The sequence below is a fragment of the Klebsiella michiganensis genome (assembly GCA_000963575.1).
GTDB lineage: Bacteria > Pseudomonadota > Gammaproteobacteria > Enterobacterales > Enterobacteriaceae > Cedecea > Cedecea michiganensis_A.
The window spans coordinates 2,386,529-2,408,248 of the sequence record CP011077.1; the positions used below are offsets into that span (position 1 = coordinate 2,386,529).

Consider the following 21,720-nt stretch of genomic DNA (forward strand, 5'->3'; position numbering starts at 1 on the left):
GCCAATATGAGCAAAATTACCGTTCTTGGGCTGGGTGCGATGGGGGCCAGAATGGCCGCCCGCCTGCTGGCCGCAGGACATACCGTCACGGTATGGAACCGAACCTCACAGGCGGCGCAAGCGTTAGTTACCCTTGGTGCTACGGAGGCCGGTTCACCAGGAGACGCCGTTGCCGATGCGGAGTTTGTTATCTCCATGGTGCGCGATGACGACGCCTCTCGCCGAATATGGCTGGATGAACGCCGCGGGGCTTTGGCCTGTATGCCCGCTAATTCGGTAGCCATTGAAAGCTCTACGCTGACCCCGGGCTGGGTGAAAACACTCGGCACGTTAATGCAGCAGCATGACGTTGCTTTTTTGGAAGCCCCCGTCTCCGGCTCACGAGTGCAGGTGGACTCAGGCCAGCTGGCCTATTTGCTGGGGGGAGATCCGTTTTTGGTTGAACGCTGCCTGCCCGTTTTAAAGTCGATGGGCTCAGCGTTCCATCACGTAGGTGAGTTGGGGGAAGGAACGATGGCAAAACTTGCCACCAACGCTTTAATGGCTGTGCAGGTGACCGGCCTGGCAGAGATTGTGAGCTTTCTGAAACGCAGCGGCGCGGATGCCAACCGGGTGCTCTCGGCAATGGCCGGTACCTCAGTGTGGCCTGCCGTTGCCGCTTATCTTTCAGGCAGCATGCTGAGCGAGAATTTTGCGCCTCAGTTCCCCGTAAATCTTATCGAGAAGGACTTGGGCTACGCGCTACAAGAGATGGGTTCGCCGCAGTTTGCACCCACGATTGACGCCGCGCGTGGCGCTTTTTTACGCGCTATTGATGAGGGGTTAGGCGACAGCAATATGACCAGCGTCGTTCGGCTTTACGACAAGATCTGAGATGTTCGTACTAGAAAGCCAGGCCCTGTGCCCGGCTTTCTCTGTTTATCCCGCCCCAAAGACAATGCTCTCTCAGGTTTGTCATTTTTTTGTCATTTCCACGTCAGCACTTTGTTGGCCCCCGAGAGCTAAATTGGCCCTGACCCCCTTTGTTAAATCCTGAGGATAGATCATGAAATTACGCCATCTCTCTGCTCTCGCCACTCTTGTGCTGGCGGCTTTTGGTACCACGGCTGCCCGTGCCGACACCGCCCCTGCTTCGCAGGAAGTAAAAAACATCGTGCTGGTACACGGCCTGTTTGCCGATGGCTCAAGCTGGGGCAAAGTCATCCCGCTACTGCAGGCCAAAGGCCTGCACGTTACGGCGGTCCAGAATCCGACGACCTCTTTAGATAACGATGTTGCCGCGGTGAAACGCGCCCTGGCTCAGCAAAACGGCCCGGTAATTCTGGTGGCGCACTCCTATGGCGGGATGGTAATTAGCCAGGCGGGCGATGAGCCGGAAGTCAAAGGCCTGGTGTACATCGCCGCCCGTGCGCCAGAAGCGGGTGAAGACTACCCGGCGCTCACTAAAAAATACCCTGCGGCACCGGCTTCCGCTGGCCTGAAGTGGAATGATGACGGCTACGGCGCCCTTAGCGAGTCCGCGTTTATCCACGATTTTGCCGGTGACCTGCCTGAAAGCGAAGCCAAAGCCTATTACGCGGTACAGCAGCCGATCGGTAAAGCTATCACCATGGCGAAGACCACGGTTGCCGCCTGGCATGACAAACCGACCTGGTACGCGGTGTCTACCGAAGACCGCACGATTAATCCAGATCTGGAGCGGTTTATGGCGAAGCGGATGCACGCGCAAACTATCGAGCTTAAATCCAGCCACGTTTCGCTGATTTCCCAGCCTGAAGCGGTAGCTAACCTGATCATGAAAGCTGCGCACGTACCTGGCTACTGAGGTTCACGCACCTTATAATGACGAGACTGGGGCGGTCTCCACGCCCTTTTCTCTCCTTTTGACAGGATCCTCGCTTGAAAATCCTCATCATCGAAGACGAAGCGAAAACCGCTGCCTACCTGGTGAGCGGTCTGAATGAAGCGGGTTATACCGCGGACTGGGCGGCCAACGGCATTGACGGCCTGCATCTGGCGCGGGAAGAGAGTTATGACCTGATTCTGCTGGACGTCATGCTCCCGGAAATGAACGGCTGGACGGTGATGGAGCGTTTACGCGCCCACAGCCAGACACCGGTGCTGTTTCTGAGCGCGCGCGGCACGCTGGAAGATCGTTTACGCGGGCTCGGGCTGGGTGCCGATGAATATCTGGTCAAGCCCTTCTCCTTTGCTGAGCTGCTGGCAAGGATCCGCATTATTTTACGCCGTGGCCAGCCGCAGGCCGAAGCCGAAGAGGTGCTGACCCTGGCGGATCTGGTGGTGGACATCGCGAAATTTCGCTGCGAGCGCGAAGGTAAACGCATCACGCTGACCAATAAAGAGTTCAAGCTGCTGGTGTGCTTTCTCCAGCACCCCGGACAGGTTCTGTCGCGGACCTTTCTGGCTTCCCGCGTGTGGGACATGAATTTCGACAGCGACACTAACGTGGTGGACGTCGCGGTGCGCAGGCTGCGGCAAAAAGTGGACGACCCCTTCCCGGTGCGCCTGATTCATACCGTGCATGGCGTGGGCTACCGCTGTGAGCAAGAATCATGAAGCGTACTTCGCTGACCTTCCGCCTGGCCTTGCTGTTGGCCGCATTCTCCTTTGTGGCGTTTACCGTCATGGGCAGCGCGCTCTATTACGCTCTGCGCCAGCAGTTGTCGATCCGGGATGATGCCGCGCTGGTATCCCGCGTGGACCAGATCAGCACCCTGCTGCGGGATCTGGACGCGCGGCAGCTGATCCGCGAAAAACCCCATTTGTTTGCCAATATGCTGGGCAATACGGAGTCCCTGCTGGTGATCCGCTATGTCGGGGGCGCAACGCTCCTGGAAGTAAACCCTATGCAGCGCGCTATTCCCGCCGTTACGCCAGTGGCCGCCAACCAGCGGCTGACGCTTCAGGCCGTGCATCACGCCGATAACGCGGACGGTACGCCAATGGTTTACATGGCCGCCATTAGCCCTTCCGCAAACAATTTACCGCCGCTGGAGATTGTTTCGGCGCGGGTGCTGAGCGACAGAACCCATATTCTTGAAGAGTATCGCAACAAGATTATTCTCTTTGCCTCAATGATGGCGGCGATATCGGTCGTGCTGGCGGTGATCTTTGCCCGCCGTGGCATTTCGCCTTTACGCCGCCTGGCAGAGCGCACGGCCACCATCGGCACCACAACCCTGTCATCGAGGCTGGATAAGCTGGATGTGCCAACTGAACTCGATGCGCTGATAGACCAAATTAACGCGATGCTGGCGCGGCTGGAGCGCGGGTTCCAGCAGTTAAAGCAGGTCAGCGCCGATATGGCCCACGACCTGCGCACGCCCATCACCACCCTGCTCGGACAGACGGAAGTTGGCCTGGGTGCGGCCCGGGACAACGCCTATTATCAGCGCCTGCTTGGCTCGAACTTTGAAGAACTACAGCGTATGTCGCGGATGATAGACAACATGCTGTTTCTGGCCCAGGCGGAGCAGCCTGACCAGGAGATCCAGCGGCGAGATATCGACATTGCCGAAGAGATTAACCGCATCGGCGAGTATTTTGAGGACCTGGCGGCTGACCGGGAGATCACAATTCAGACCCGCGCCAGCGGCATGGTCAATGCGGATGCCCTACTTCTGCGCCGTGCGCTGGCGAACCTCCTTTCTAACGCGGTGCGCTATGCGGCGCCTGGCAGTGAGATTAGCATTGAGGCAAGACCCGAAGCGGAAGGTATGTCTGTCGTCGTGATGAACCACGGGGAGAGTATTTCCCCGGCTCACCAGGAAAGGATTTTCGACAGATTTTACCGGGCGGACCCTGCCCGCAATGACTCGGCGCACTCCAGCGGGCTTGGCTTATCCATCGTGAATTCCATCATGCTGCTGCATCAGGGCCGCTGCTGGGTGGAAAGTCAGGCCGGTATCACCCGGTTTGGCTTATGGTTCCCAGGCCGGCCCTGAGGTGATGCATCAGGCGTTTTTGTCAGTCGCCAGCAGCCCGAACAGCGCGGAGTCTGAAATTACGCCGTCAATTTCCCAGCGCTGCCGGAGCAGCCCCTCCTGAGTGAAGCCCAGCTTTTGCAGGGCGGCGGCAGAAGCCTGGTTGTCAGGATCAATTTCAGCTTCGATGCGCCGCAGGTTCAGCACCTTAAAGGCGTAGGTAATCAGCGCCCCGGCGGCCTCGTTGACTAACCCTTTCCCCCAAAACTCGCGCCCCAGACCAAAGCCAATTTCGGCGCGGCGGGAATAAGCGTCAAAGCTGAAAAGCATGCATTTCCCGGCCAGCCGGCTCGACTGTTTATCCCGAATGCAAAGCGTCAGCGCCGACCGTTCCTGAATATCTGCCGTTCTGCGGTCGATAAAACGCAGGGCGTCATCCAGGGAGCTCCAGGGCGCAGTGTTCCAGTATTTCATCACCAGCGGATCGGAAAAAATGCTGAACAGTGCCGGCGCATCTTCCGGCGAAGGTGGCGCCAGTATCAGACGTGGAGTTTCAATCACCACGTTGAACGGCGAGGCGTGCCCGGCCTGGCCCTCGTCGGCAAGCAGCGTACCGTCCGGGTAGCGAAATGTTTGCATGGGTATATCTCCCTATAGCGAAGGTGGCAGGCGGTCTCTGTTATGGATGCCGCCGCACGATTCTGGCCGGCAGGTAGCGCTGCAGCGGCGCGGGCGTCTGCCCTTCGATCAGCTTGCTAATCAAGTCATAGCAATGAAAGGCCAGCTGGCGGTTATCCTGCTGAATGGTGTCGATGCGCACCGACAGCGAGTCATAGAGGTAGTGATCGTCAAAACTGGCGAGGTGAATGCCGCTCTCCAGCAGGTTGTGCTGACTCATGTAGCGCAACACACCTTCAAGCAGCCCACAGGCGGCGGTGAACAGTGCTTTGGGCGGGCGGCCAAGCCGCGCGCACAGCGCAGCAAAAGACTCATAGCCGGAACTGGGATGATAGTTACCGTGAATGATCCACTCCGGGCGAAGCGTGACGCCCGCCTGAGCAAGCCCCTGGCTGAACCTTTCCAGGCGATCCCGCGTGGGAGAAAGCCTCGGCTGGCCGCCCAGGAAGTAGAATTCATCCGCATGCTGGCGGGCAATGGGGGCTATCAGTTCGGCGGTGGGCTGAACGGAGTCGGTGATAACCAGCGGCAGCGTGGTGTCGTTCATGTGGCGGTCGAACAGCACCACCGGCACCTGTTCGCTCAATTTGTGATAATCCCCCGCGTGCAGCATGCTTGAGGCGACAATCAGCCCGTCAACCTGGCGCGCAATCATATTGCTGACCACCATGTTTTCCTGGCCTGGATTTTCGTCGGTGCAGGAAATAAGTAGCTGCACGCCCGCTTCACGACACAGCATTTCAAGTTCATGGGAGAACACGGCGAAACCGTAGTTGGTTATCTCCGGCACGACAAGACCAATGGTATGGCTGCGGTCATCCCGCAGCGAGCGAGCGTGAATGCTCGGCTGGTAGTGCTGCTGTTGCGCAATGGTCATGATACGTTCGCGGGTGGCCTGAGCCACCCTCAGCTCTTTGCCTCTGCCATTGAGGACCAGGCTGGCGGTCGCCTTTGAGACGCCCGCCAGTTCGGCAATATCTTTAATCGTGACGCGTTTGGTTTTTTTCACAGCTCAACCGTGGCAAGTAGTCGAAACCCTTATTCTATCATGCAGGAGCGTAGCGACCAGTAGCGCAACGTGACCGCCGACTCACCGCTGAAAGAGAGCCGCTCCGAAGGGTGTGGAAAATAGCGGCTGCTCATCACCCCTTCCCCCCGATTGATAAAGATCTCAACGCTTGAGCTGTCGCACAGGATCTGCAGCGAGGCAACCGTACCGTGCCAGTAGCGAAAAAGTGGTTCACCGGATGCCAGACTCGGCCGCTCCAGCACAATGCCCCGGTCAGTCACGTCCAGCGTCAGGCCACCGCCAAAGTCGATACTGAAGTCCCCCGTGGTGTTTATCTGTAGTTCAAGCCGTTTGCCGTTCAGCGCCGGAGCCTGACCGGCCTGGCCCTGCCAGCGCCGCTCCTCTTCGCGCAGCGAAGCCAGTTCTGCTATCGGGTTTTGATAAAGCTTGCCGTTTTTAAGCGTGAGCTCCCGCAGGCAGGTCATCTGATGGATCCAGCCTTGCTCGCGGGTTGGCTGCAGCATCTCCTCCCCGTCCGGCACCCCCATCCAGCCGACGAGCAAACGCCGTCCGTCCGGCGACTGCGCCGTTTGCGGGGCGTAGAATTCAAACCCTGCGTCCAGCTCGGTCAGTTCACCGTGGCTGAATGCAACCGAAGCGTAATCAAAATCGCCGACCAGATACGCCGCAGGGTAAACGTTAAGAAAACGCTCATCTTGCCGGGCAAGCCCCTGCGGACAACACAGCAGTACATGTTTGCCGTCAAGGGGGAAGAGATCGGGGCATTCCCACATATAACCTGCGTCAGTCAGCCCGTGAACGCCGCTGCCGGCGATTTCGCCTCTGTTTTCCCAGTCATGCAGATTGGGGGATGAAAACAGCAGCACCTTGCCTTGTTTGTGCAGGTCCTGTGCGCCCAGGACCATGTACCAGACCCCCTCGTGTTGCCAGACCTTCGGGTCTCGCACATGCCCGCTGTAGCCCTCGGGCAGCGGCAAAATCGGGCCAGCTTTGTCAAAGCCACCGGCGCTGTTTTCCACCGCCAGGCATTGCCAGGCGGTGCGGCTGCCGTCTTCGAACTTGACGTTGCCGGTATAGCACAGCGTCAGCCTGCCTTCGACGCCCACGGCGCTCCCGGAGTAGCAGCCGTTCCGGTCATACTCTCGATCCGGCATCAGCGCCAGCGGCTCGTGGCGCCACTGGACTAAATCAGCCGAACTCCAGTGTCCCCAGCACTTGTATTTATGGTCCGCCGCCAGCGGGTTCCACTGATAAAACAGGTGCCAGCGCCCGGCAAACCAGATAAATCCGTTCGGATCGTTCATTAACCCGGTCACCGGGGCATGGTGCCACTGCGGATAATGCTTATCCCGCAGGGCGTTGGGCTGGCCTTTCATAACGGCCTGCAGAATGGCCGGTAAACGTGAGGCAAGCGTCATGCTTCAGACTCCGCGTTGTATTTCAGCAGCAGGGAGAGGATGAACGCCACGCCAAAGGCAATAACCATCCCGATGATGTAGTTCACCAGCGAACTGGCCTGCACAATGGCCATCCCCGGCAGCGCGGTCAAGCCTACCGCCGTCATGTACACATGTACGGAAACCACCCATGCCCCGCCCGCTGCGCCGCCAATCAGCGCCGCAATAAAGGGTTTAACAAACCTGAGGTTGATCCCGAAAATTGCCGCTTCGGTAATGCCCAACATGGCCGAAAACGCCGAAGGCAGCGTAATCGCTTTGATTTTTGCATCCCGGGTTTTAAACCATACCGCCAGGCAGGCTCCCCCCTGCGCGACGTTTGCCATTGCCCAGATAGGCAGCAGGAAGTTAACCCCAATAGCCGGGTTACCCAGCAGTCCGGCTTCGATAGCGTGGAAGCTGTGGTGGATCCCCGTGATGACAATCACCGAATACAGCCCGCCAAAGAGCAGCCCGGCGAGCCAGCCCGCGTGTGTGATAAGCGTGCTGAGTACCAGCGAGATACCGTCCCCCAGCGCGCGCCCTGCCGGGCCGATGATAAGCAGCGCGATAAAGCCGGAAATGATGACCGTCAGGAATGGCGTCAGGATGAGATCCAGCGCATCCGGGATTACCCGGCGCAGTTGTTTCTCCACCAGACTCATAAACCACACCGCCAGCAGCACCGGGAAAACCGTGCCCTGGTAGCCAATCATCGCCACTTCCAGCCCGAAGAAGTTCATGGTGTGGAACCCGGCCGCCACGCCCCAGGCGTTGGTTAACGCCGGGTGGGTTAAAATCCCGCCCAGCGTCGCGCCCAGATAAGGGTTGCCGCCGAACTCGCGGGCGGCGGTGAAACCAATCAGGATAGGCAGAATAATAAACGCGGCGGAGCTGCACATATCCAGCATGATATAGAGCGCGTTATCCGGGCTTACCCAGCCATAGGTTTTCACCATGCCGAGCAACCCCATCAGTAAACCTGAGGCCACAATGGCCGGAATGATCGGCACAAAAATGTTCGACAGCAAACGGGCGATGCGCTGGAACGGGTTCAACTTTTTCGCCGCAAGATCTGCCGCTTCGGACTTGCTTGATTCTGTAATGCCTGCGGCCTGAATAAATGCGGCATACACTTTGTTGACCACCCCGGTACCAAAGATGATTTGCATCTGCCCTGCGTTGCGAAAGCACCCTTTGACGCCGTCTACTTTGCCAATCGCCTGTTGGTCGGCCAGCGCATCATCCACCAACACCAGCCGTAATCTCGTCGCGCAGTGTGCCGCGCTGGCGATATTTTCTTTGCCGCCCAGCAGAGGAAGTAGCTCGCGGGCAATGTGATTGAAATCCATAGTCACCTCTAAACGCTTTCTTGTTATGTCGTGACCCTCCCGCCGCAGCGGGAGGACAATTCGTTAAAACCAGGTTTCCATCTGAACGCCAAAGTTCCATTCCCCGCCGGCGTTAAAGCCGCTGCTGCCGAAGGCGTCATTGCCGGCGTATTTGTCCAGCTTGCTGCTCCAGTCCATCCAGGTGGCAAACAGGCGCAGTTCCGGGCGGCTGAAGAAGTCGCCGATGCTGCCGGCCTTCAATGTCGGTGCAAAGGTAAGTTTGTAGAAACTGCCGTTCACGGCATGGCGATCTTTATAGCCTTCGGGCCGCAGATCCATGTACTGATAGCTGCCCTCAAACGCCAGGGCAAAGTTCTGGGTGACTTCTTTAATCAGGCGGGCGTTGACCGTGGCCCATTCGTAGCTGTCCCCCTTCACGTAGCGATCTTTACTGCTTTGTGCCAATAACGCGGGAGCAATATGCCAGCCGCCGCCAATTGGCGTCACGCCAAAGCTGGCAAAGCGCCAGGTATTCGCCTGCGACAGCAGCGCACCGTCCGAACCAATCCCTTTCACTTCAGCGCCAAGGCCGTGGCCGTAGAGCAGTGCGGTTTTAGCGCTACCTTCACGCAGGCCGTAGAAACTGTCATTATGCAGTCCCACCAGAGTATGCGCGCCGGTATTAGCGGCTTCTTTTTGAATCAGATTGCCAGACGCATCTTTGCGGTCGTCGTTAGACTTCGCCCGCAGCCCGGTGACCATCAGTTGGAACGGCCCGGCAAAGTGGTTCATGGTCAGCATATAGTTCTGGACGGTGTTGCCGGTGTCTTCGAGATTGCCAAAATTGCGGCCATAAACCGCAAAGTTACTGCGCAGCCCGTCGTTCCATTTGACGTCATACACGCCGCCGCCGGTACCGGCGAGAAACACTACGTCGGAGTCCAGCCAGTGGATGTCGAAGTTGTCCCGGTCAAAGCGCTTGCCTGCCCACCAGGTGCTACCTTTTAGCGGGCCATCAAAGCCGGGCAGATTGCCCAGCTCGGCGAAAGCCTGGCGAATATTCAGGTCGCTCGAGTCCGCCGACCAGTCGTTATAGGTCTTTTGCCCGTCAGCCAGCATGGCCTTAAAGCGGGTGGTTGTGCCATTGTCGAGCGTCTGGCGATGCTCCAGATTTAGCTCAACATAGGTGTCCGCTTCGTTACCCAGGCGCCCTACCGCGCCGCCGGTTTCCCCCGCTGGTGTTAAATAAGGGCCGCTTTTGCTGCTGGAAGCCGAGTCGTTCATTAACAGGCCGGAGCGCGCGTAGCCGTGGAACTCAAAGCCATTTTGTTTATCCGCTTTAGATTCCAGCCTGGCGGTACGTTCAGCGACTTCTTTAGTCGTTGCCTGGGTTTGTTGCTGCTGAGAAGCGAGCTGCTGAGCTTTGTTTTCAGCAACGGTTGCACGTTTTTCGGCCGCCTGCGCGCGACTTTCCGCATCCTGTAATCGCTGCTCCATCGCCGCAAGGCGCGATTCGATGCTGCTTAAATCCGTGGCGGCCTGTACGGAGGCCGTTCCGACCAGCAGCGCTATCATCACCGCCAGTTTGCTTTTCTGATACATGTTCGTCGTGTCCCTGAGAGGTTAATGTCATTTATTTTGCTAAACCGGTTTAGTCAAAAAAGGGTAACCAGGCCTTAATGCCTAAAGCAATGAATTTGGCTAAACCGATTTAGTAAATGTGACAGGCACGACAATCAGAATATATTTTACCCGGCTACAGCGACCGCTCGACTTCCTCACGACGCGGTAAGGCGGTCATCGCGCCTTTCGCTGTCGTCGCCAGCGCGCCGCAAAGCTGCGCCTGAGCGACGATCTCGGCCAGCTGCGCTTCGCTTTCGGGTAATCCCTGAGCTGCCAGGCCGCTGAGCAGCCCGGCGACGAAGGCATCACCCGCGCCGGTGGTGTCCACGCAGACCACTGGCCTGGCGTCAAAGTGATAGATTTCCCCCCGGTAATAAACCAGCACGCCGTCCTTACCCTGCGTCACCAGCAGCAGGCTCATCTGATAGCGACCGGCCAGCTCCTTGATGCCCTCCCGAAGGTCAGCTTTGCCGCTGATAAAAATCAGCTCTTCGACGGAAAGCTTAACGACATCCGCCAGCAGCAAGGCTCTTATCAAGCAGGCCTGAAGCTCGGCGGCGTTGTGCCACAGATCGGGGCGGATATTGGGGTCAAAGCTCACCTGTCCTCCGGCTTTTTTTATCTGCTCCATAGCGGAAAACGTTGTGCTCCGGCTGGGTTCCGCGCTTAAGGCTATCGAGCAGACATGCAGCCACTGGTGATGGCTGAAAGACGGTATGTCATCGTATTGCAGGAACAAATCCGCACTGGGGCGAACCATAAAGGTGAACGTGCGTTCGCCGTGCTCATCCAGGTTGACCACTACGGTAGAGGTTCTCTGCCCGGCATCCAGATGCATAAAATCGGTGTTTACTTTTTCTTCATCCAGCGTGCGCTGCATAAAGCGACCAAAGGGATCGTCCCCCACTCGGCCAATGAAACCGCTGTTGCCGCCGAGGCGGGCAATGCCGACCGCGACGTTGGCAGGTGCCCCGCCGGGGCATTGCAGTAGCCGGCCATTCCCGTCCGGAAGCAGATCGACGACGGCATCGCCCAAAACCCATACTTGTACGCTCATTGTGTCCTCATTCTCAAGCTAAACATTGCTAAACTGATTTAGCTATTTAAACACACTCACGGAACGCGCTGAAACAAAATTCCTGCTGATTTGGGGACTTGTGTAACCAAAGTTCTTGGCCTGACGGTGTCGAATGCAAAACCGCTGTGCCATAATATCGCGCGACAACTCACCGAATGAGCCTTATTGGCAAGACGTTACGTCGAAAAAAGAGTATGCACATGGACATCAAACCAAAAAAACATCGCTCGCTTTATATCCCTTACGCCGGACCCGTTTTACTTGAATTCCCCCTGTTAAATAAAGGCAGCGCTTTCAGCATTGAAGAGCGCCGCAATTTCAACCTTCTCGGCCTGCTGCCGGAAGTGGTTGAAACCATCGAAGAACAAGCGGAGCGCGCCTGGATTCAGTACCAGGGCTTCAAAACCGAAATCGACAAGCACATCTACCTGCGCAACATCCAGGACACCAACGAAACGCTGTTCTACCGCCTGGTTGAAAATCATCTGGAAGAGATGATGCCGGTTATCTACACCCCGACCGTGGGTTCCGCCTGTGAACGCTTCTCAGAAATTTACCGCCGCTCCCGCGGGGTGTTCATCAACTATGAAAATCGTCACCACATGGACGATATTCTGCAGAATGTGCCTAACCACAACATCAAAGTGATCGTGGTTACCGACGGCGAACGTATTCTCGGCCTGGGCGACCAGGGCATCGGCGGGATGGGGATCCCTATCGGTAAGCTGTCGCTGTACACCGCCTGCGGCGGCATCAGCCCGGCTTACACCCTGCCGGTGGTGCTGGACGTCGGCACAAACAACCAGCAGCTGCTGAACGACCCGCTGTATATGGGCTCTCGTCACCCGCGTATTACCGGCGACGATTACTACGAATTCGTCGACGAGTTTATTCAGGCCGTTCGCCACCGCTGGCCGGATGTGCTGCTGCAGTTCGAAGACTTCGCACAGAAAAACGCCATGCCGCTGCTGACCCGCTACCGGGATGAAATCTGTTCGTTTAACGATGACATTCAGGGCACCGCCGCCGTAACCGTCGGGACGCTGATCGCCGCCAGCCGCGCGGCAGGCAGCCAACTCAACCAGCAGAAAATCGTCTTCCTGGGCGCAGGCTCTGCGGGCTGCGGCATCGCCGAGCAAATCATTGCCCAGATGCAGCGCGAAGGGCTGAGTGAAGAAGCCGCCCGCAGCAACGTGTTCATGGTTGACCGCTTTGGCCTGCTCACCGACAACATGCCTAACCTGCTCTCCTTCCAGACCAAACTGGTTCAGAGCCGTGAAAGCCTGGCCGAGTGGGATCTGGAAAACGAAGCGATTTCCCTGCTGGACGTGGTGCGCAACGCGAAGCCAAACATTCTCATCGGCGTTTCCGGCCAGACCGGCCTGTTCACCGAAGAGATCATCCGCGAAATGCACAAGCACTGCGCTCGTCCAATCGTGATGCCACTGTCTAACCCGACTTCCCGCGTGGAAGCGACTCCGCAGGACATCATCACCTGGACCGATGGTGCCGCGCTGGTTGCCACCGGCAGCCCGTTCGCACCGGTGACCTGGAAAGATAAAACGTACCCGATCGCCCAGTGCAACAACGCCTACATCTTCCCAGGCATTGGCCTCGGGGTGATTGCCTCCGGCGCGTCGCGCATTACCGACGAAATGCTGATGGCCGCCAGCGAGTCACTGGCTCAGCACTCCCCGCTGCTGAACGACGGTGAAGGCATGGTGCTGCCAGAGCTGAAAGACATTCAGAAAGTATCCCGCGCTATCGCCTTTGCCGTGGCGAAGATTGCCCAGCAGCAAGGCGTGGCGGTGGTGACCTCCGCTGAAGCCCTGAAGCAGGCCATCGACGACAACTTCTGGCTGCCGGAATACCGCGACTATCGCCGGACTTCCATCTAACGAAGCCATTGTGGTACGTGTTCAAACCCGCCTTTCGGCGGGTTTTTTATTTTCAGTTTCGCGCCTTAAGAAAGTCCAGAAAAGCGCGGAAAGCGGCGGACGGATGCTTACGATTCGGGAAATAGAGGTGAAAACCTGGCAGCTCCGGCAGCCAGTCATCCAGGACGGAAATCAACTTCCCGCTTTTAAGATGCGACTCGGCCATCTCCCGCAGCACATAGGCCAGCCCCACACCGTTAAGCGCCATGTCGAGAGCAATATCCAGGTCGTCCACAACCACGGGCCCTTTCACGACGACCTCCTCACGGCGTTCAGCTTGTTCAAAATACCAGCCAAAAGCTTTCCCGCTGGGGTAACGGAATTGAATACAGTGGTGTTCAGTTAACGCTTGTGGCTCGGTCGGGGTTCCGTGAAGAGCAAAATACCCCGGCGTGGCGACAACCGCGTAGCGTACCGGCGGACCGATAGGAATAGCTTTCATGTCCTTCTCTAAGACCCGGTTCAGCCTCACGCCAGCATCAAGCTGCGCCTTCACGATATCGACCAGCCGGTCATCCATTTGCACTTCAACCTGAATATCAGGGTACTGACGGGTAAAGTCGGCAATCAGCGGCGCAAGCTGAAGCCTGCCGCCCTGGCGCACAACATTGAGCCGAATAATACCCATTGGCGTATCGCGATAAAGGTTGAGTTCGTCGAGCGTGAGGCTGATGTCGTCAAAAGCCGGGGCAACCTTCTCATACAGTTTTCTTCCCGCCTCGGTAAGCGACACGCTGCGCGTCGTCCGGTTGAACAGCCTGACTTTAAGCCGCTCCTCCAGTTGGCGAATGGAATGACTAACGGCCGAGGGCGTTAACCCGACCTCTTCCGCCGCCTGACGAAAACTGCGGTACTTCGCCACGATCACGAAATAGCTGAAATCCACCAGTTTGATGCTCATTAGTGAATATCCCTCACTTCCCCATGAAAATTCATGATCTTTATTACACACCAGACGGGAGATAAAGTCTCGCTATCGCAATAGATAACCCTGATAACGAGGTTTTAAGATGAAAAACATTAAGTTAGAAAAAGTCTTTATCGCCGGTGGCTACGGCATGATTGGGGCGGCTATCGCCGGCCAGATTCGTGAGCATTTTCCTGCGGTTGAACTGGTGATTGCAGGCCGCAATCCGGCCAAAGGCGCGAAGCTTATCGAGCAGTTGGGATTCGCGAGCCTGGCGTGTATTGATCTTACTGGAACGGAAGTACCTGAGCAGGCCGCTACCGCGCAACTTATTATTGCCGCCGTCCCCGATCCTAAGAACCTGCTGGCTGAATTTGCCATCAAAAATAACATCGCCTTCATCAATATTACCCAGGCAACGGGTGACGCTATTTTGCCGCTGCTGAACTTAACTCAGCGCTATCAGCCGGCTCAGCCCGTTGTGCCGCTGGGCTATTACGAGGCGGGCCTGTTTTTACCGTTGGTGAGCCTGCTTGCCGCTGATTTTAGCGTGATTGATAGCGTGCAGCTTTCCGCCCTTCATGACCCGGCCGATCCCTTGGGAGAACTTTCCAGCAGCGAATTAGGCAACGAGCTTGCTCCCGCGCTGATTCGGGATTCAGGCAGCTGGGCATATTCATCCACTTCCCGGGAGATAACACTTCAGAATGGCGACGTGATTCAGGGCGTACCGTTCAGCATTCTGGATGTTACTGCGGTGGCGGCTATGACCCACGCGAGTACTGTCAGGCTGGATATCGCGGCGGGCACTTCAATGGGTATGCGCCAGCACGGCAATCCGTCTATTGATCTGTACGTTGATATTACCGGCACGGATTATGCTGGGGAGCATGTAAGTAAGCGCGTGGTTGCCTCTGACCCACACGGACAGGCGCATATGACCGCTTTTGGAGTACTGACGGTGATTAAAGCGATGCTGAAAAGTGAAAAAGATGGCCTGCTTGCCGCTGAGACGCTACTGGACATGGCCGAGGCGCTGCAGCAAATGAAAGACGCTGGGATCGGCGTTTTCCGTGGCTGATAAAACAAAACCCGCCATTTGGCGGGTTTGAATATTGCAGTGTTCTTTAAATCACGGCTTTTTGTAGGCGTAGCTCAGCAGAATCGGGTCGTCAGGGATCTGGGTGAACTGCGTAATTATCTGGTGGTAGTCCGCCGTCGGGTCGAGACCCTGCAGTTTTTGCGGGTACAGGTCTTTGGCTAAGATTTCCATCCCGACAATGTTGTACGGGTGGTTATAGAAGTGGTGATACACGCCGTAGACTTTGCCTTCTTTGACCGGCTCGATGTTCTGGAAGGTGTTACGGGCCAGTAGTTTACTGAAAGTCGCGTTTACTTCCTGCGGCGTGCCGCCGTAGCCAAACGGCAATACGCTTGGGTTCGGGCGTTTAGAACCGGACATAATATAGACGTCAGGCTTCATGGCGATAATCTGCTCCATCGACACAAACCCGGCGCTGCCAGGCAGCAGCTTAGAACCAATGTTCTTCCCGCCTACCGCTTCCACCAGCGCGCCCCAGCCGTTATGCCCGTGGGTGAAGCAGCAGTTCTCGGTGTTACCGGCGATCGGCTCAATAAACACCGTCGGTTTGTTTTTAACCTCGGCGGCAACCTGCTGGATGCGGGCCAGATGTTGCTGGTAATAATCGGTGTACTCTTTGGCGCGTTGTTCCTGATTAAGCACGGTGCCCAGCAGTTTCACGCTGTTGGCGGTGTTCTCTACCGGGTGCAGTTCATAGTCAACAAATACTACCGGGATATTGAGCTTTTTAAGGGAGTTAATAACGCCGGTTTGCTCCAGCGCAGGTTTGGCCCGCAGTTGCGCAATCATGATGTCCGGCTGCTGCGCCAGCACGCTCTCAAGGTTGACTTCGCCCTGATCGCTAAAGCCCATATCAATAATTTTGGTGGCTTCAGGCCATTTACGCTTCAACACATCCCAGGTTTGGGTGTCCTGTTTTTTCGGCAGGTTATTCCAGGCCACCACGCGTTTGAACGGGTCTTCACGGTCAAGCAGCGCGAGGGACAGAATGTCGCGCCCGTCCTGCAGGATCACATGCTGAGGTTCTTTTTGGATGGTAATACGCTGGTTATCCATGTCGGTAACCGTGATGGGATAAGTGGTTGCGCCGCAGCCCGCCGAAGCGAGCAGTAACCCTGTCAGGACCAAATTTGCTTTCATTGATTGATACTCTCCATGAGAAAGAGATTAGTTATTATTACTATTTATATTAATAAAGCCTTAATTTCCCACGACATGGCAAGTACTGATTGGTTTAATTTTATTACGTGACAACGTCACATTAACTTAAGTTAAATCGTAAACATATCAATACACCACCCGTAACCCTCATTTGACGCACATGCGCTTTTCCCTTACCCTGCGCGGCATAATTGCATACAGCTCTTCGTAAATTCAGAGGGAAGCGTGAAGAACAGGACTCTTGGCAGTGTTTTTATCGTGGCGGGAACCACAATTGGCGCAGGAATGCTGGCGATGCCGCTGGCGTCTGCGGGCGTAGGGTTTGGCGTCACGCTGCTGATGCTGATAGGCCTTTGGGCATTGATGTGTTACACCGCGCTACTGCTGGTTGAAGTGTATCAGCACGTCTCGGCGGATACCGGCCTTGGCACCCTCGCCCGGCGCTATCTTGGTCGCCCCGGGCAGTGGTTAACGGGGTTCAGTATGCTGTTCCTGATGTACGCCCTGACGGCGGCTTACATCAGCGGAGCCGGTGAACTGCTGGCGGCAAGCCTTAGCCAGTGGCTGTCCACCACTGTCTCTGCCACCTCCGGCGTACTGCTCTTTACCGTCGTGGCGGGTGGGATTGTCTGTATCGGCACCCATATGGTCGATATGTTCAACCGCGTGTTGTTCAGCGCCAAAATCATTCTGCTGGTGGTGATGCTGGCCCTGATGATGCCACATATCCACCACACCAACCTGTTGACGCTACCGATTGAGAAAGGCCTGGCGCTGTCTGCTATCCCGGTCATCTTTACCTCGTTTGGTTTTCACGGCAGCGTGCCGAGCATTGTCAGCTATATGAACGGCAATATTCGCAAACTGCGCTGGGTGTTTATCGTCGGTAGCGCCATCCCGCTGGTCGCCTACATTTTCTGGCAGCTTGCGACTCTGGGCGCGATCGACTCACCAACCTTTACCGGGCTGATGGCGGAACACTCAGGGCTGAATGGCTTCCTGCAGGTGGTTCGTCAGGTCGTGGCCACCCCTCACGTTGAGCTGGCGATCCACCTGTTCGCCGACTTTGCGCTGGCAACCTCGTTCCTTGGGGTTTCCTTGGGCTTATTCGACTATCTGAGCGATCTCTTTGCCCGCAATCGTAAAGCCTCTGGCCGCCTGCAAACCGGGCTGATGACCTTCCTGCCGCCGCTGGTTTTTGCGCTGTTCTACCCGCAGGGGTTTGTGATGGCGCTGGGCTATGCGGGCGTGGCGCTGGCGGTGCTTGCCCTGCTGGTGCCGTCGATGCTGGTATGGCAAAGCCGCAAACAGCACGTCCAGACGACCTGGCGCGTGGCGGGGGGTAAACCTCTGCTGGCGCTGGTCTTTGCCTGCGGGATCGCCGTGATTGTTATTCAGTTCTCGATTACCGTTGGCCTGCTGCCAGAAGTTGGGTAATTTTCATCCTGTTCACGCGGGGTATTCGCCCCGCGTTCTTCATTTTTTTCTGTCAATTCCCCGCTAAATCATCAGGATTTTGGATATAAAACCAGTAATTATGTAAGCAGAGTTAATATTGTAAATGCTAATTATTGTTATTATCATCTCAATTCCCATTATAAAATCGCTTCAGTTCAGATAAACAACATCATGAATCGCATTCCTTTTGGTTCTACTTTCGTTCGCCAGGCACTTCTTAATTCAAAATTATTAATCATTTCAACCTTCATCGTGGGCGCCCCGGCTTTTGCCGCCGACAAACCGAAGGAAGACACCTTAACCGTGGTCGCCAACGCGAACCCGGATGGCTCACCAACCAGCTATACCCAGGATGACTCCACCATCGCCTCCCGCAGCAAAACGCCGCGCAGCGAAATCCCTCAGTCCGTTAGCGTCGTGACGCCGCAGGTGATTGACGACTACGCGGTCACCTCGGTCAATGATGCGATGAAGTTCGTCAGCGGCGTCACGCAGAGTAATACCCTCGGCGGCATCGAGGACGGCTTTGTCAAACGTGGGTTTGGCTCGAACAGCGATGGCTCCGTGTTCATTGACGGCGTGCGCAGCAACCAGGGCCTGGCGATGGACTCCAGCATCGATCGTGTCGAGGTGCTGAAAGGCTCGGCCTCCCTGCTCTACGGCATTCTGAATCCCGGGGGCGTGATTAACCTCGTTAGCAAGAAGCCGCAGTACACCTGGAACACACACGTCAGCGGCACCAGCAGCAGCAATGGCGGCGGTTCCGGGATGGTGGACGTCACCGGCCCGCTCGGCAACGGCTTCGCCTTCCGGCTGGTCGCGGAGCGCCAGCATGAAGGTTACTGGCGTAACTTTGGTACCGACGAACACACGCTTATTGCCCCGTCGCTAAGCTGGTACGGCGATAAAGCCTCTTTCAATATCAGCTATGTAGAATACAAGTTTGATATTCCGTATGACCGCGGCACGGCATTTATCAACGGCAAACCGCTGAACATCCCTTACGATCGCCGCATTGATGATTACGCCAACCACGCCTGGGGCAAAAATAAGCGCCTGACGACCAACTACGCGTACAAGCTGGATGACACCTGGGAAACTAACCTGAACTACGCCTGGATGCAGCGCCGCTACGACAGTAACGAAGTGCGTGCCACGGCGGTGGATCCTAACAGCGGTCTGGTTTCCCGCCGGGCTGATGCTAACCGTGGCTTTAACCACCAGACGGATTATGCCTCCTGGGACATCAGCGGTAGCCCTGAATTGCTGGGCATGACCCACGACATCACGCTCGGGGCGGATTACGAGCAGAACGAAACTTACAAAAAGTATTCCTACCGTGGGAAGGTGACGAAAACCTTCAACATGTATAACCCGGTGTACGGCGTCTCGCCGGTAACCAACGGCAGTACCTATAGCGACTCCAACAGTAACCTGCGCACAAACCTCTACAGCCGCTCCGTGTTTGCGAAAGACAGCATTCACCTGACGGACGAGTGGATTGCCGTGCTGGGTGGCCGCCTGCAGCGCTATACCCAAACCTCCAGCGCCGGCTGGGTGAACCCACAAACCACGCTGGAAGACCGGGGTAATGCTTTCCTGCCGCAGCTGGGGCTGGTGTATAAAATCGTGCCTGACGTTTCGCTGTACGGCAGCTATAGCAAGTCGTTCACCCCGTCCACCCAAACGGACGACAACGGTAATGTCGCTTCCACCGAAAAAGGCACCACCTGGGAAGTCGGCGCGAAATGGCAGATGTCGCCTCGCCTGACCAGCAGCCTGGCGCTCTACCGCATTGATGAAAAAGACATGTCGGTATTTATCAACGGCGTGACCCGCAACATCCCGAAAGCACGCTCTACCGGTGCGGAATTAGAGCTTAACGGCGAAATTGCGCAGGACTGGAACCTGACGGCGAACTACAGCTATGACAAAACTGAGATAGTTGAAGACGACATCAATCCGGTGAACGTCGGTAACCGTCTGGTGAATGCGCCGACAACCATGGGCGGGCTTTACCTCAGCCATACCCTGCGTTTCTCCTGGCTGCCGGGTGAGTTACGCCTGGGCGGCGGCGGGCGCTATGTCGGGAGCCGCGCGGGCGATCCGGAAAACAGCTTCACCATGCCGGCTTACACCGTGGCGGATGCATTCGTCGCCTGGGACAGCAAGCTGGTCGGCAAAAATACCGAGCTGAAGCTGAACGTCAAAAACCTGTTTGACCGCGAGTACTACGAGTCAAGCGCCGGTAACCTGCGCGTTATCGAAGGTGAGCCGCGCACCGTTTATCTTTCCGCAAGCGTGGATTTCTGAGATGAAAAAATCGCTGTTACTCGCGGCCCTGCTGACACTCAGTGTCGGCAGTCAGGCCAAAACGATAACCGATATCCTGCAGCGGAAAGTTGAAGTGCCGGATAATCCGCAGCGCCTTGTCGTTGGCGAAAGCCGGATGATCTACACGCTCGCGCTGGTAGAGGACGGTAACCCGGCGAAGCGCGTTGTGGGCTGGCCGGCGGATTTACAGCGTCTGGACCCGCAGACCTGGAACCGCTACACCACGGCGTTCCCGGCTATCAAAGACATCCCGATTATCGGCAATAACAACTTCTCGCAGATAAGCGTGGAGAAGGTTATCGCCCTGCATCCGGACCTGGTGATTTTGCCGATTTACGCCAAAAAAGAGAGCAATCACGACAGCTTTCTTAGCCAGCTGACGCAGGCGCATATTCCGGTGATCTACGTCGATTTTCGTGTCGATCAGCTGAATAACACCGTTCCAAGCCTGCGTATTCTTGGCGAAGCGCTAAACGACCAGCCGAAAACGGAAAAGTTTATCGCCTTTTATCAAAAGCATATGGAGAAAATTGCCAAACGCTTAGCCGGAAATAAGCCGATAAAGCCAACGGTAATGCTCCAGCTGCATTTGGGGGATAAAAGCGACTGCTGTACTACCGTCGGGCGCGGCAACCTGGCCGATCTGCTGGCTTTTGCCGGCGGGGATAACATTGCCGTGAGCCGCTTCCCTGGCGTTTATGGCAAGATTTCCCCCGAGGCGCTGTTGACGGTTAACCCGGATATTTACATCGCCACCGGCAGCGCCGGGCCGGGTCAAACTGGCCGGCTGCAGCTGGGCTCGGAAGTGACGGCCGCTCAGGCACAGGAAAGCTTTTCCGGGGTGCTTGGCCAGCAGAAAGTGATTTCGAATCTGAACGCAATTCAGCACGGAAAAGCCTGGGCGGTATGGCATAACTTCTACCTCTCCCCGTGGCATTTACTGGACGTCGAGTTCTTTGCCAAAACCTTTCACCCACAGTTATTCGCGGATATGGACCCGCAGCAAACGCTGGATGAGATGAACCAACAGTTCCTGGCCGTGAAAGAAACGGGCACTTACTGGACGAAGCTGAAATAACCTGAACGCGGGTCAGGCTCTCTGACCCGCCAATTTTACTGGTTGTATCTTTCACTCCTCGGGTAGACAGTAGTCAAAACCTGTCTCTTTCTATGAGGTGTTAATGTCAACCACGTCTCCCGCTACACCCACCCTTCACCTTCTCTGCGGTAAAATTGCCGCCGGTAAATCCACCCTTAGCGCGAAGCTTATGGCCGCCCCCAACACCATTCTGGTCAGTGAAGACAGCTGGCTTGCGGCGCTTTATGGCGAGCAAATGCACAGCGTGGCGGATTACGTGGCGTACTCAGGCAAGTTGAAAACCGCGCTAACGCCGCATCTCGTTTCCCTGCTGAGGTGTGGGCTCTCGGTGGTGCTGGATTTTCCAGCCAATACGCTGGCAAACCGGCAGTGGATGAAAACGGTGATTGACCAGGCCGGGGTGGATAACCGCCTGCATTATCTGGATGTGCCGGATAACGTTTGCCGGGAGAGATTACGCGCCCGCAACAGCAGCGGAACGCACGATTTTGCCGCCACGGACGCACAGTTTGACTTAATTACCCGTTACTTCGTTGCGCCCGACGAGCGCGAAGGATTTACGATAATCAGATATGCATAAGGTGACGTTGTCACCTTATGAT

At 56.4% G+C, this 21,720-nt stretch carries 18 protein-coding genes; 10 read left to right on the plus strand and 8 right to left on the minus strand.

The window, feature by feature from the left end:
• The first annotated feature begins 6 nt into the window (after positions 1-6).
• The 4 genes from VW41_11255 (at position 7) to VW41_11270 (ending at position 3,965) form a co-directional block, all read left to right on the plus strand.
• Positions 7-873 (plus strand): 3-hydroxyisobutyrate dehydrogenase, encoded by an 867-nt coding sequence (locus VW41_11255; protein AJZ89566.1) that lies wholly within the window; start codon positions 7-9, stop codon positions 871-873.
• Between the two features lie 172 nt (positions 874-1,045).
• Positions 1,046-1,825: a hydrolase gene (locus tag VW41_11260; GenBank protein ID AJZ89567.1), complete on the plus strand. Its 780-nt coding sequence runs from the start codon at positions 1,046-1,048 to the stop codon at positions 1,823-1,825.
• A 74-nt stretch (positions 1,826-1,899) separates the two neighbouring features.
• Positions 1,900-2,577: a transcriptional regulator gene (locus VW41_11265; protein ID AJZ89568.1), complete on the plus strand. Its 678-nt coding sequence runs from the start codon at positions 1,900-1,902 to the stop codon at positions 2,575-2,577.
• Positions 2,574-3,965 (plus strand): histidine kinase, encoded by a 1,392-nt coding sequence (locus VW41_11270; GenBank protein AJZ89569.1) that lies wholly within the window; start codon positions 2,574-2,576, stop codon positions 3,963-3,965. Before VW41_11265 ends, VW41_11270 begins: the two co-directional genes overlap by 4 nt.
• Positions 3,966-3,974: 9 nt before the next feature.
• Here VW41_11270 and VW41_11275 read toward each other — a convergent pair whose 3' ends face one another.
• The 6 genes from VW41_11275 to VW41_11300 all read right to left on the minus strand — a co-directional run bounded on the left by VW41_11275 (position 3,975) and on the right by VW41_11300 (position 11,099).
• Positions 3,975-4,508 carry a GCN5 family acetyltransferase gene (locus VW41_11275; GenBank protein AJZ91941.1) on the minus strand — a complete coding sequence of 178 codons (534 nt, stop codon included), beginning with the start codon at positions 4,506-4,508 and terminating at the stop codon, positions 3,975-3,977.
• A 115-nt stretch (positions 4,509-4,623) separates the two neighbouring features.
• Positions 4,624-5,631, minus strand: coding sequence for a sucrose operon repressor (locus VW41_11280; GenBank protein AJZ89570.1), 1,008 nt, complete (start codon positions 5,629-5,631; stop codon positions 4,624-4,626).
• 29 nt (positions 5,632-5,660) lie between these two features.
• Positions 5,661-7,070, minus strand: a complete 1,410-nt coding sequence (locus VW41_11285; GenBank protein AJZ89571.1) for a glycosyl hydrolase family 32 — start codon at positions 7,068-7,070, stop codon at positions 5,661-5,663.
• A complete protein-coding gene (locus tag VW41_11290; protein ID AJZ89572.1) occupies positions 7,067-8,440 on the minus strand; it encodes a PTS system sucrose-specific transporter subuits IIBC in 1,374 nt (457 codons plus the stop codon). Before VW41_11290 ends, VW41_11285 begins: the two co-directional genes overlap by 4 nt.
• A gap of 63 nt (positions 8,441-8,503) precedes the next feature.
• Positions 8,504-10,021 carry a porin gene (locus VW41_11295; GenBank protein ID AJZ89573.1) on the minus strand — a complete coding sequence of 506 codons (1,518 nt, stop codon included), beginning with the start codon at positions 10,019-10,021 and terminating at the stop codon, positions 8,504-8,506.
• 154 nt (positions 10,022-10,175) lie between these two features.
• On the minus strand, positions 10,176-11,099 hold the full coding sequence (locus VW41_11300) for a fructokinase (protein AJZ89574.1): 924 nt from the start codon (positions 11,097-11,099) through the stop codon (positions 10,176-10,178).
• Between the two features lie 221 nt (positions 11,100-11,320).
• Here VW41_11300 and VW41_11305 point away from each other — a divergent pair, with 221 nt between their 5' ends.
• The gene (locus tag VW41_11305) at positions 11,321-13,018 is read left to right on the plus strand and encodes an NAD-dependent malic enzyme (protein AJZ89575.1); all 1,698 of its coding nucleotides are present in this window, start codon (positions 11,321-11,323) and stop codon (positions 13,016-13,018) included.
• 52 nt (positions 13,019-13,070) lie between these two features.
• On the opposite strand, the gene VW41_11310 is transcribed toward VW41_11305, so the two are convergent.
• Positions 13,071-13,958 (minus strand): LysR family transcriptional regulator, encoded by an 888-nt coding sequence (locus VW41_11310; protein AJZ89576.1) that lies wholly within the window; start codon positions 13,956-13,958, stop codon positions 13,071-13,073.
• 109 nt (positions 13,959-14,067) lie between these two features.
• On the opposite strand from VW41_11310, the gene VW41_11315 reads away from it, so the two are divergent.
• Positions 14,068-15,045: a hypothetical protein gene (locus VW41_11315; protein ID AJZ89577.1), complete on the plus strand. Its 978-nt coding sequence runs from the start codon at positions 14,068-14,070 to the stop codon at positions 15,043-15,045.
• Between the two features lie 51 nt (positions 15,046-15,096).
• On the opposite strand, the gene VW41_11320 is transcribed toward VW41_11315, so the two are convergent.
• Positions 15,097-16,206, minus strand: a complete 1,110-nt coding sequence (locus tag VW41_11320; GenBank protein ID AJZ89578.1) for an ABC transporter substrate-binding protein — start codon at positions 16,204-16,206, stop codon at positions 15,097-15,099.
• A gap of 246 nt (positions 16,207-16,452) precedes the next feature.
• Here VW41_11320 and VW41_11325 point away from each other — a divergent pair, with 246 nt between their 5' ends.
• The 4 genes from VW41_11325 (at position 16,453) to VW41_11340 (ending at position 21,698) form a co-directional block, all read left to right on the plus strand.
• A complete protein-coding gene (locus tag VW41_11325; GenBank protein AJZ89579.1) occupies positions 16,453-17,664 on the plus strand; it encodes a tyrosine transporter TyrP in 1,212 nt (403 codons plus the stop codon).
• Between the two features lie 192 nt (positions 17,665-17,856).
• A complete protein-coding gene (locus VW41_11330; protein AJZ89580.1) occupies positions 17,857-19,998 on the plus strand; it encodes a ligand-gated channel in 2,142 nt (713 codons plus the stop codon).
• A 1-nt stretch (position 19,999) separates the two neighbouring features.
• Positions 20,000-21,097, plus strand: a complete 1,098-nt coding sequence (locus VW41_11335; protein AJZ89581.1) for a periplasmic binding protein — start codon at positions 20,000-20,002, stop codon at positions 21,095-21,097.
• A gap of 103 nt (positions 21,098-21,200) precedes the next feature.
• Positions 21,201-21,698, plus strand: a complete 498-nt coding sequence (locus tag VW41_11340) for a cell division protein ZipA (GenBank protein AJZ89582.1) — start codon at positions 21,201-21,203, stop codon at positions 21,696-21,698.
• Positions 21,699-21,720 lie beyond the last annotated feature (22 nt).

Coding starts and splice junctions, on each gene's coding strand:
- VW41_11255 (AJZ89566.1), top strand. CDS start 7: ATGAGCAAAATTACCGTTCTTGGGCTGGGTGCGATGGGGGCCAGAATG.
- VW41_11260 (AJZ89567.1), top strand. CDS start 1,046: ATGAAATTACGCCATCTCTCTGCTCTCGCCACTCTTGTGCTGGCGGCT.
- VW41_11270 (AJZ89569.1), top strand. CDS start 2,574: ATGAAGCGTACTTCGCTGACCTTCCGCCTGGCCTTGCTGTTGGCCGCA.
- VW41_11285 (AJZ89571.1), bottom strand. CDS start 7,070: ATGACGCTTGCCTCACGTTTACCGGCCATTCTGCAGGCCGTTATGAAA.
- VW41_11290 (AJZ89572.1), bottom strand. CDS start 8,440: ATGGATTTCAATCACATTGCCCGCGAGCTACTTCCTCTGCTGGGCGGC.
- VW41_11295 (AJZ89573.1), bottom strand. CDS start 10,021: ATGTATCAGAAAAGCAAACTGGCGGTGATGATAGCGCTGCTGGTCGGA.
- VW41_11300 (AJZ89574.1), bottom strand. CDS start 11,099: ATGAGCGTACAAGTATGGGTTTTGGGCGATGCCGTCGTCGATCTGCTT.
- VW41_11305 (AJZ89575.1), top strand. CDS start 11,321: ATGGACATCAAACCAAAAAAACATCGCTCGCTTTATATCCCTTACGCC.
- VW41_11310 (AJZ89576.1), bottom strand. CDS start 13,958: ATGAGCATCAAACTGGTGGATTTCAGCTATTTCGTGATCGTGGCGAAG.
- VW41_11315 (AJZ89577.1), top strand. CDS start 14,068: ATGAAAAACATTAAGTTAGAAAAAGTCTTTATCGCCGGTGGCTACGGC.
- VW41_11320 (AJZ89578.1), bottom strand. CDS start 16,206: ATGAAAGCAAATTTGGTCCTGACAGGGTTACTGCTCGCTTCGGCGGGC.
- VW41_11330 (AJZ89580.1), top strand. CDS start 17,857: ATGAATCGCATTCCTTTTGGTTCTACTTTCGTTCGCCAGGCACTTCTT.
- VW41_11335 (AJZ89581.1), top strand. CDS start 20,000: ATGAAAAAATCGCTGTTACTCGCGGCCCTGCTGACACTCAGTGTCGGC.
- VW41_11340 (AJZ89582.1), top strand. CDS start 21,201: ATGTCAACCACGTCTCCCGCTACACCCACCCTTCACCTTCTCTGCGGT.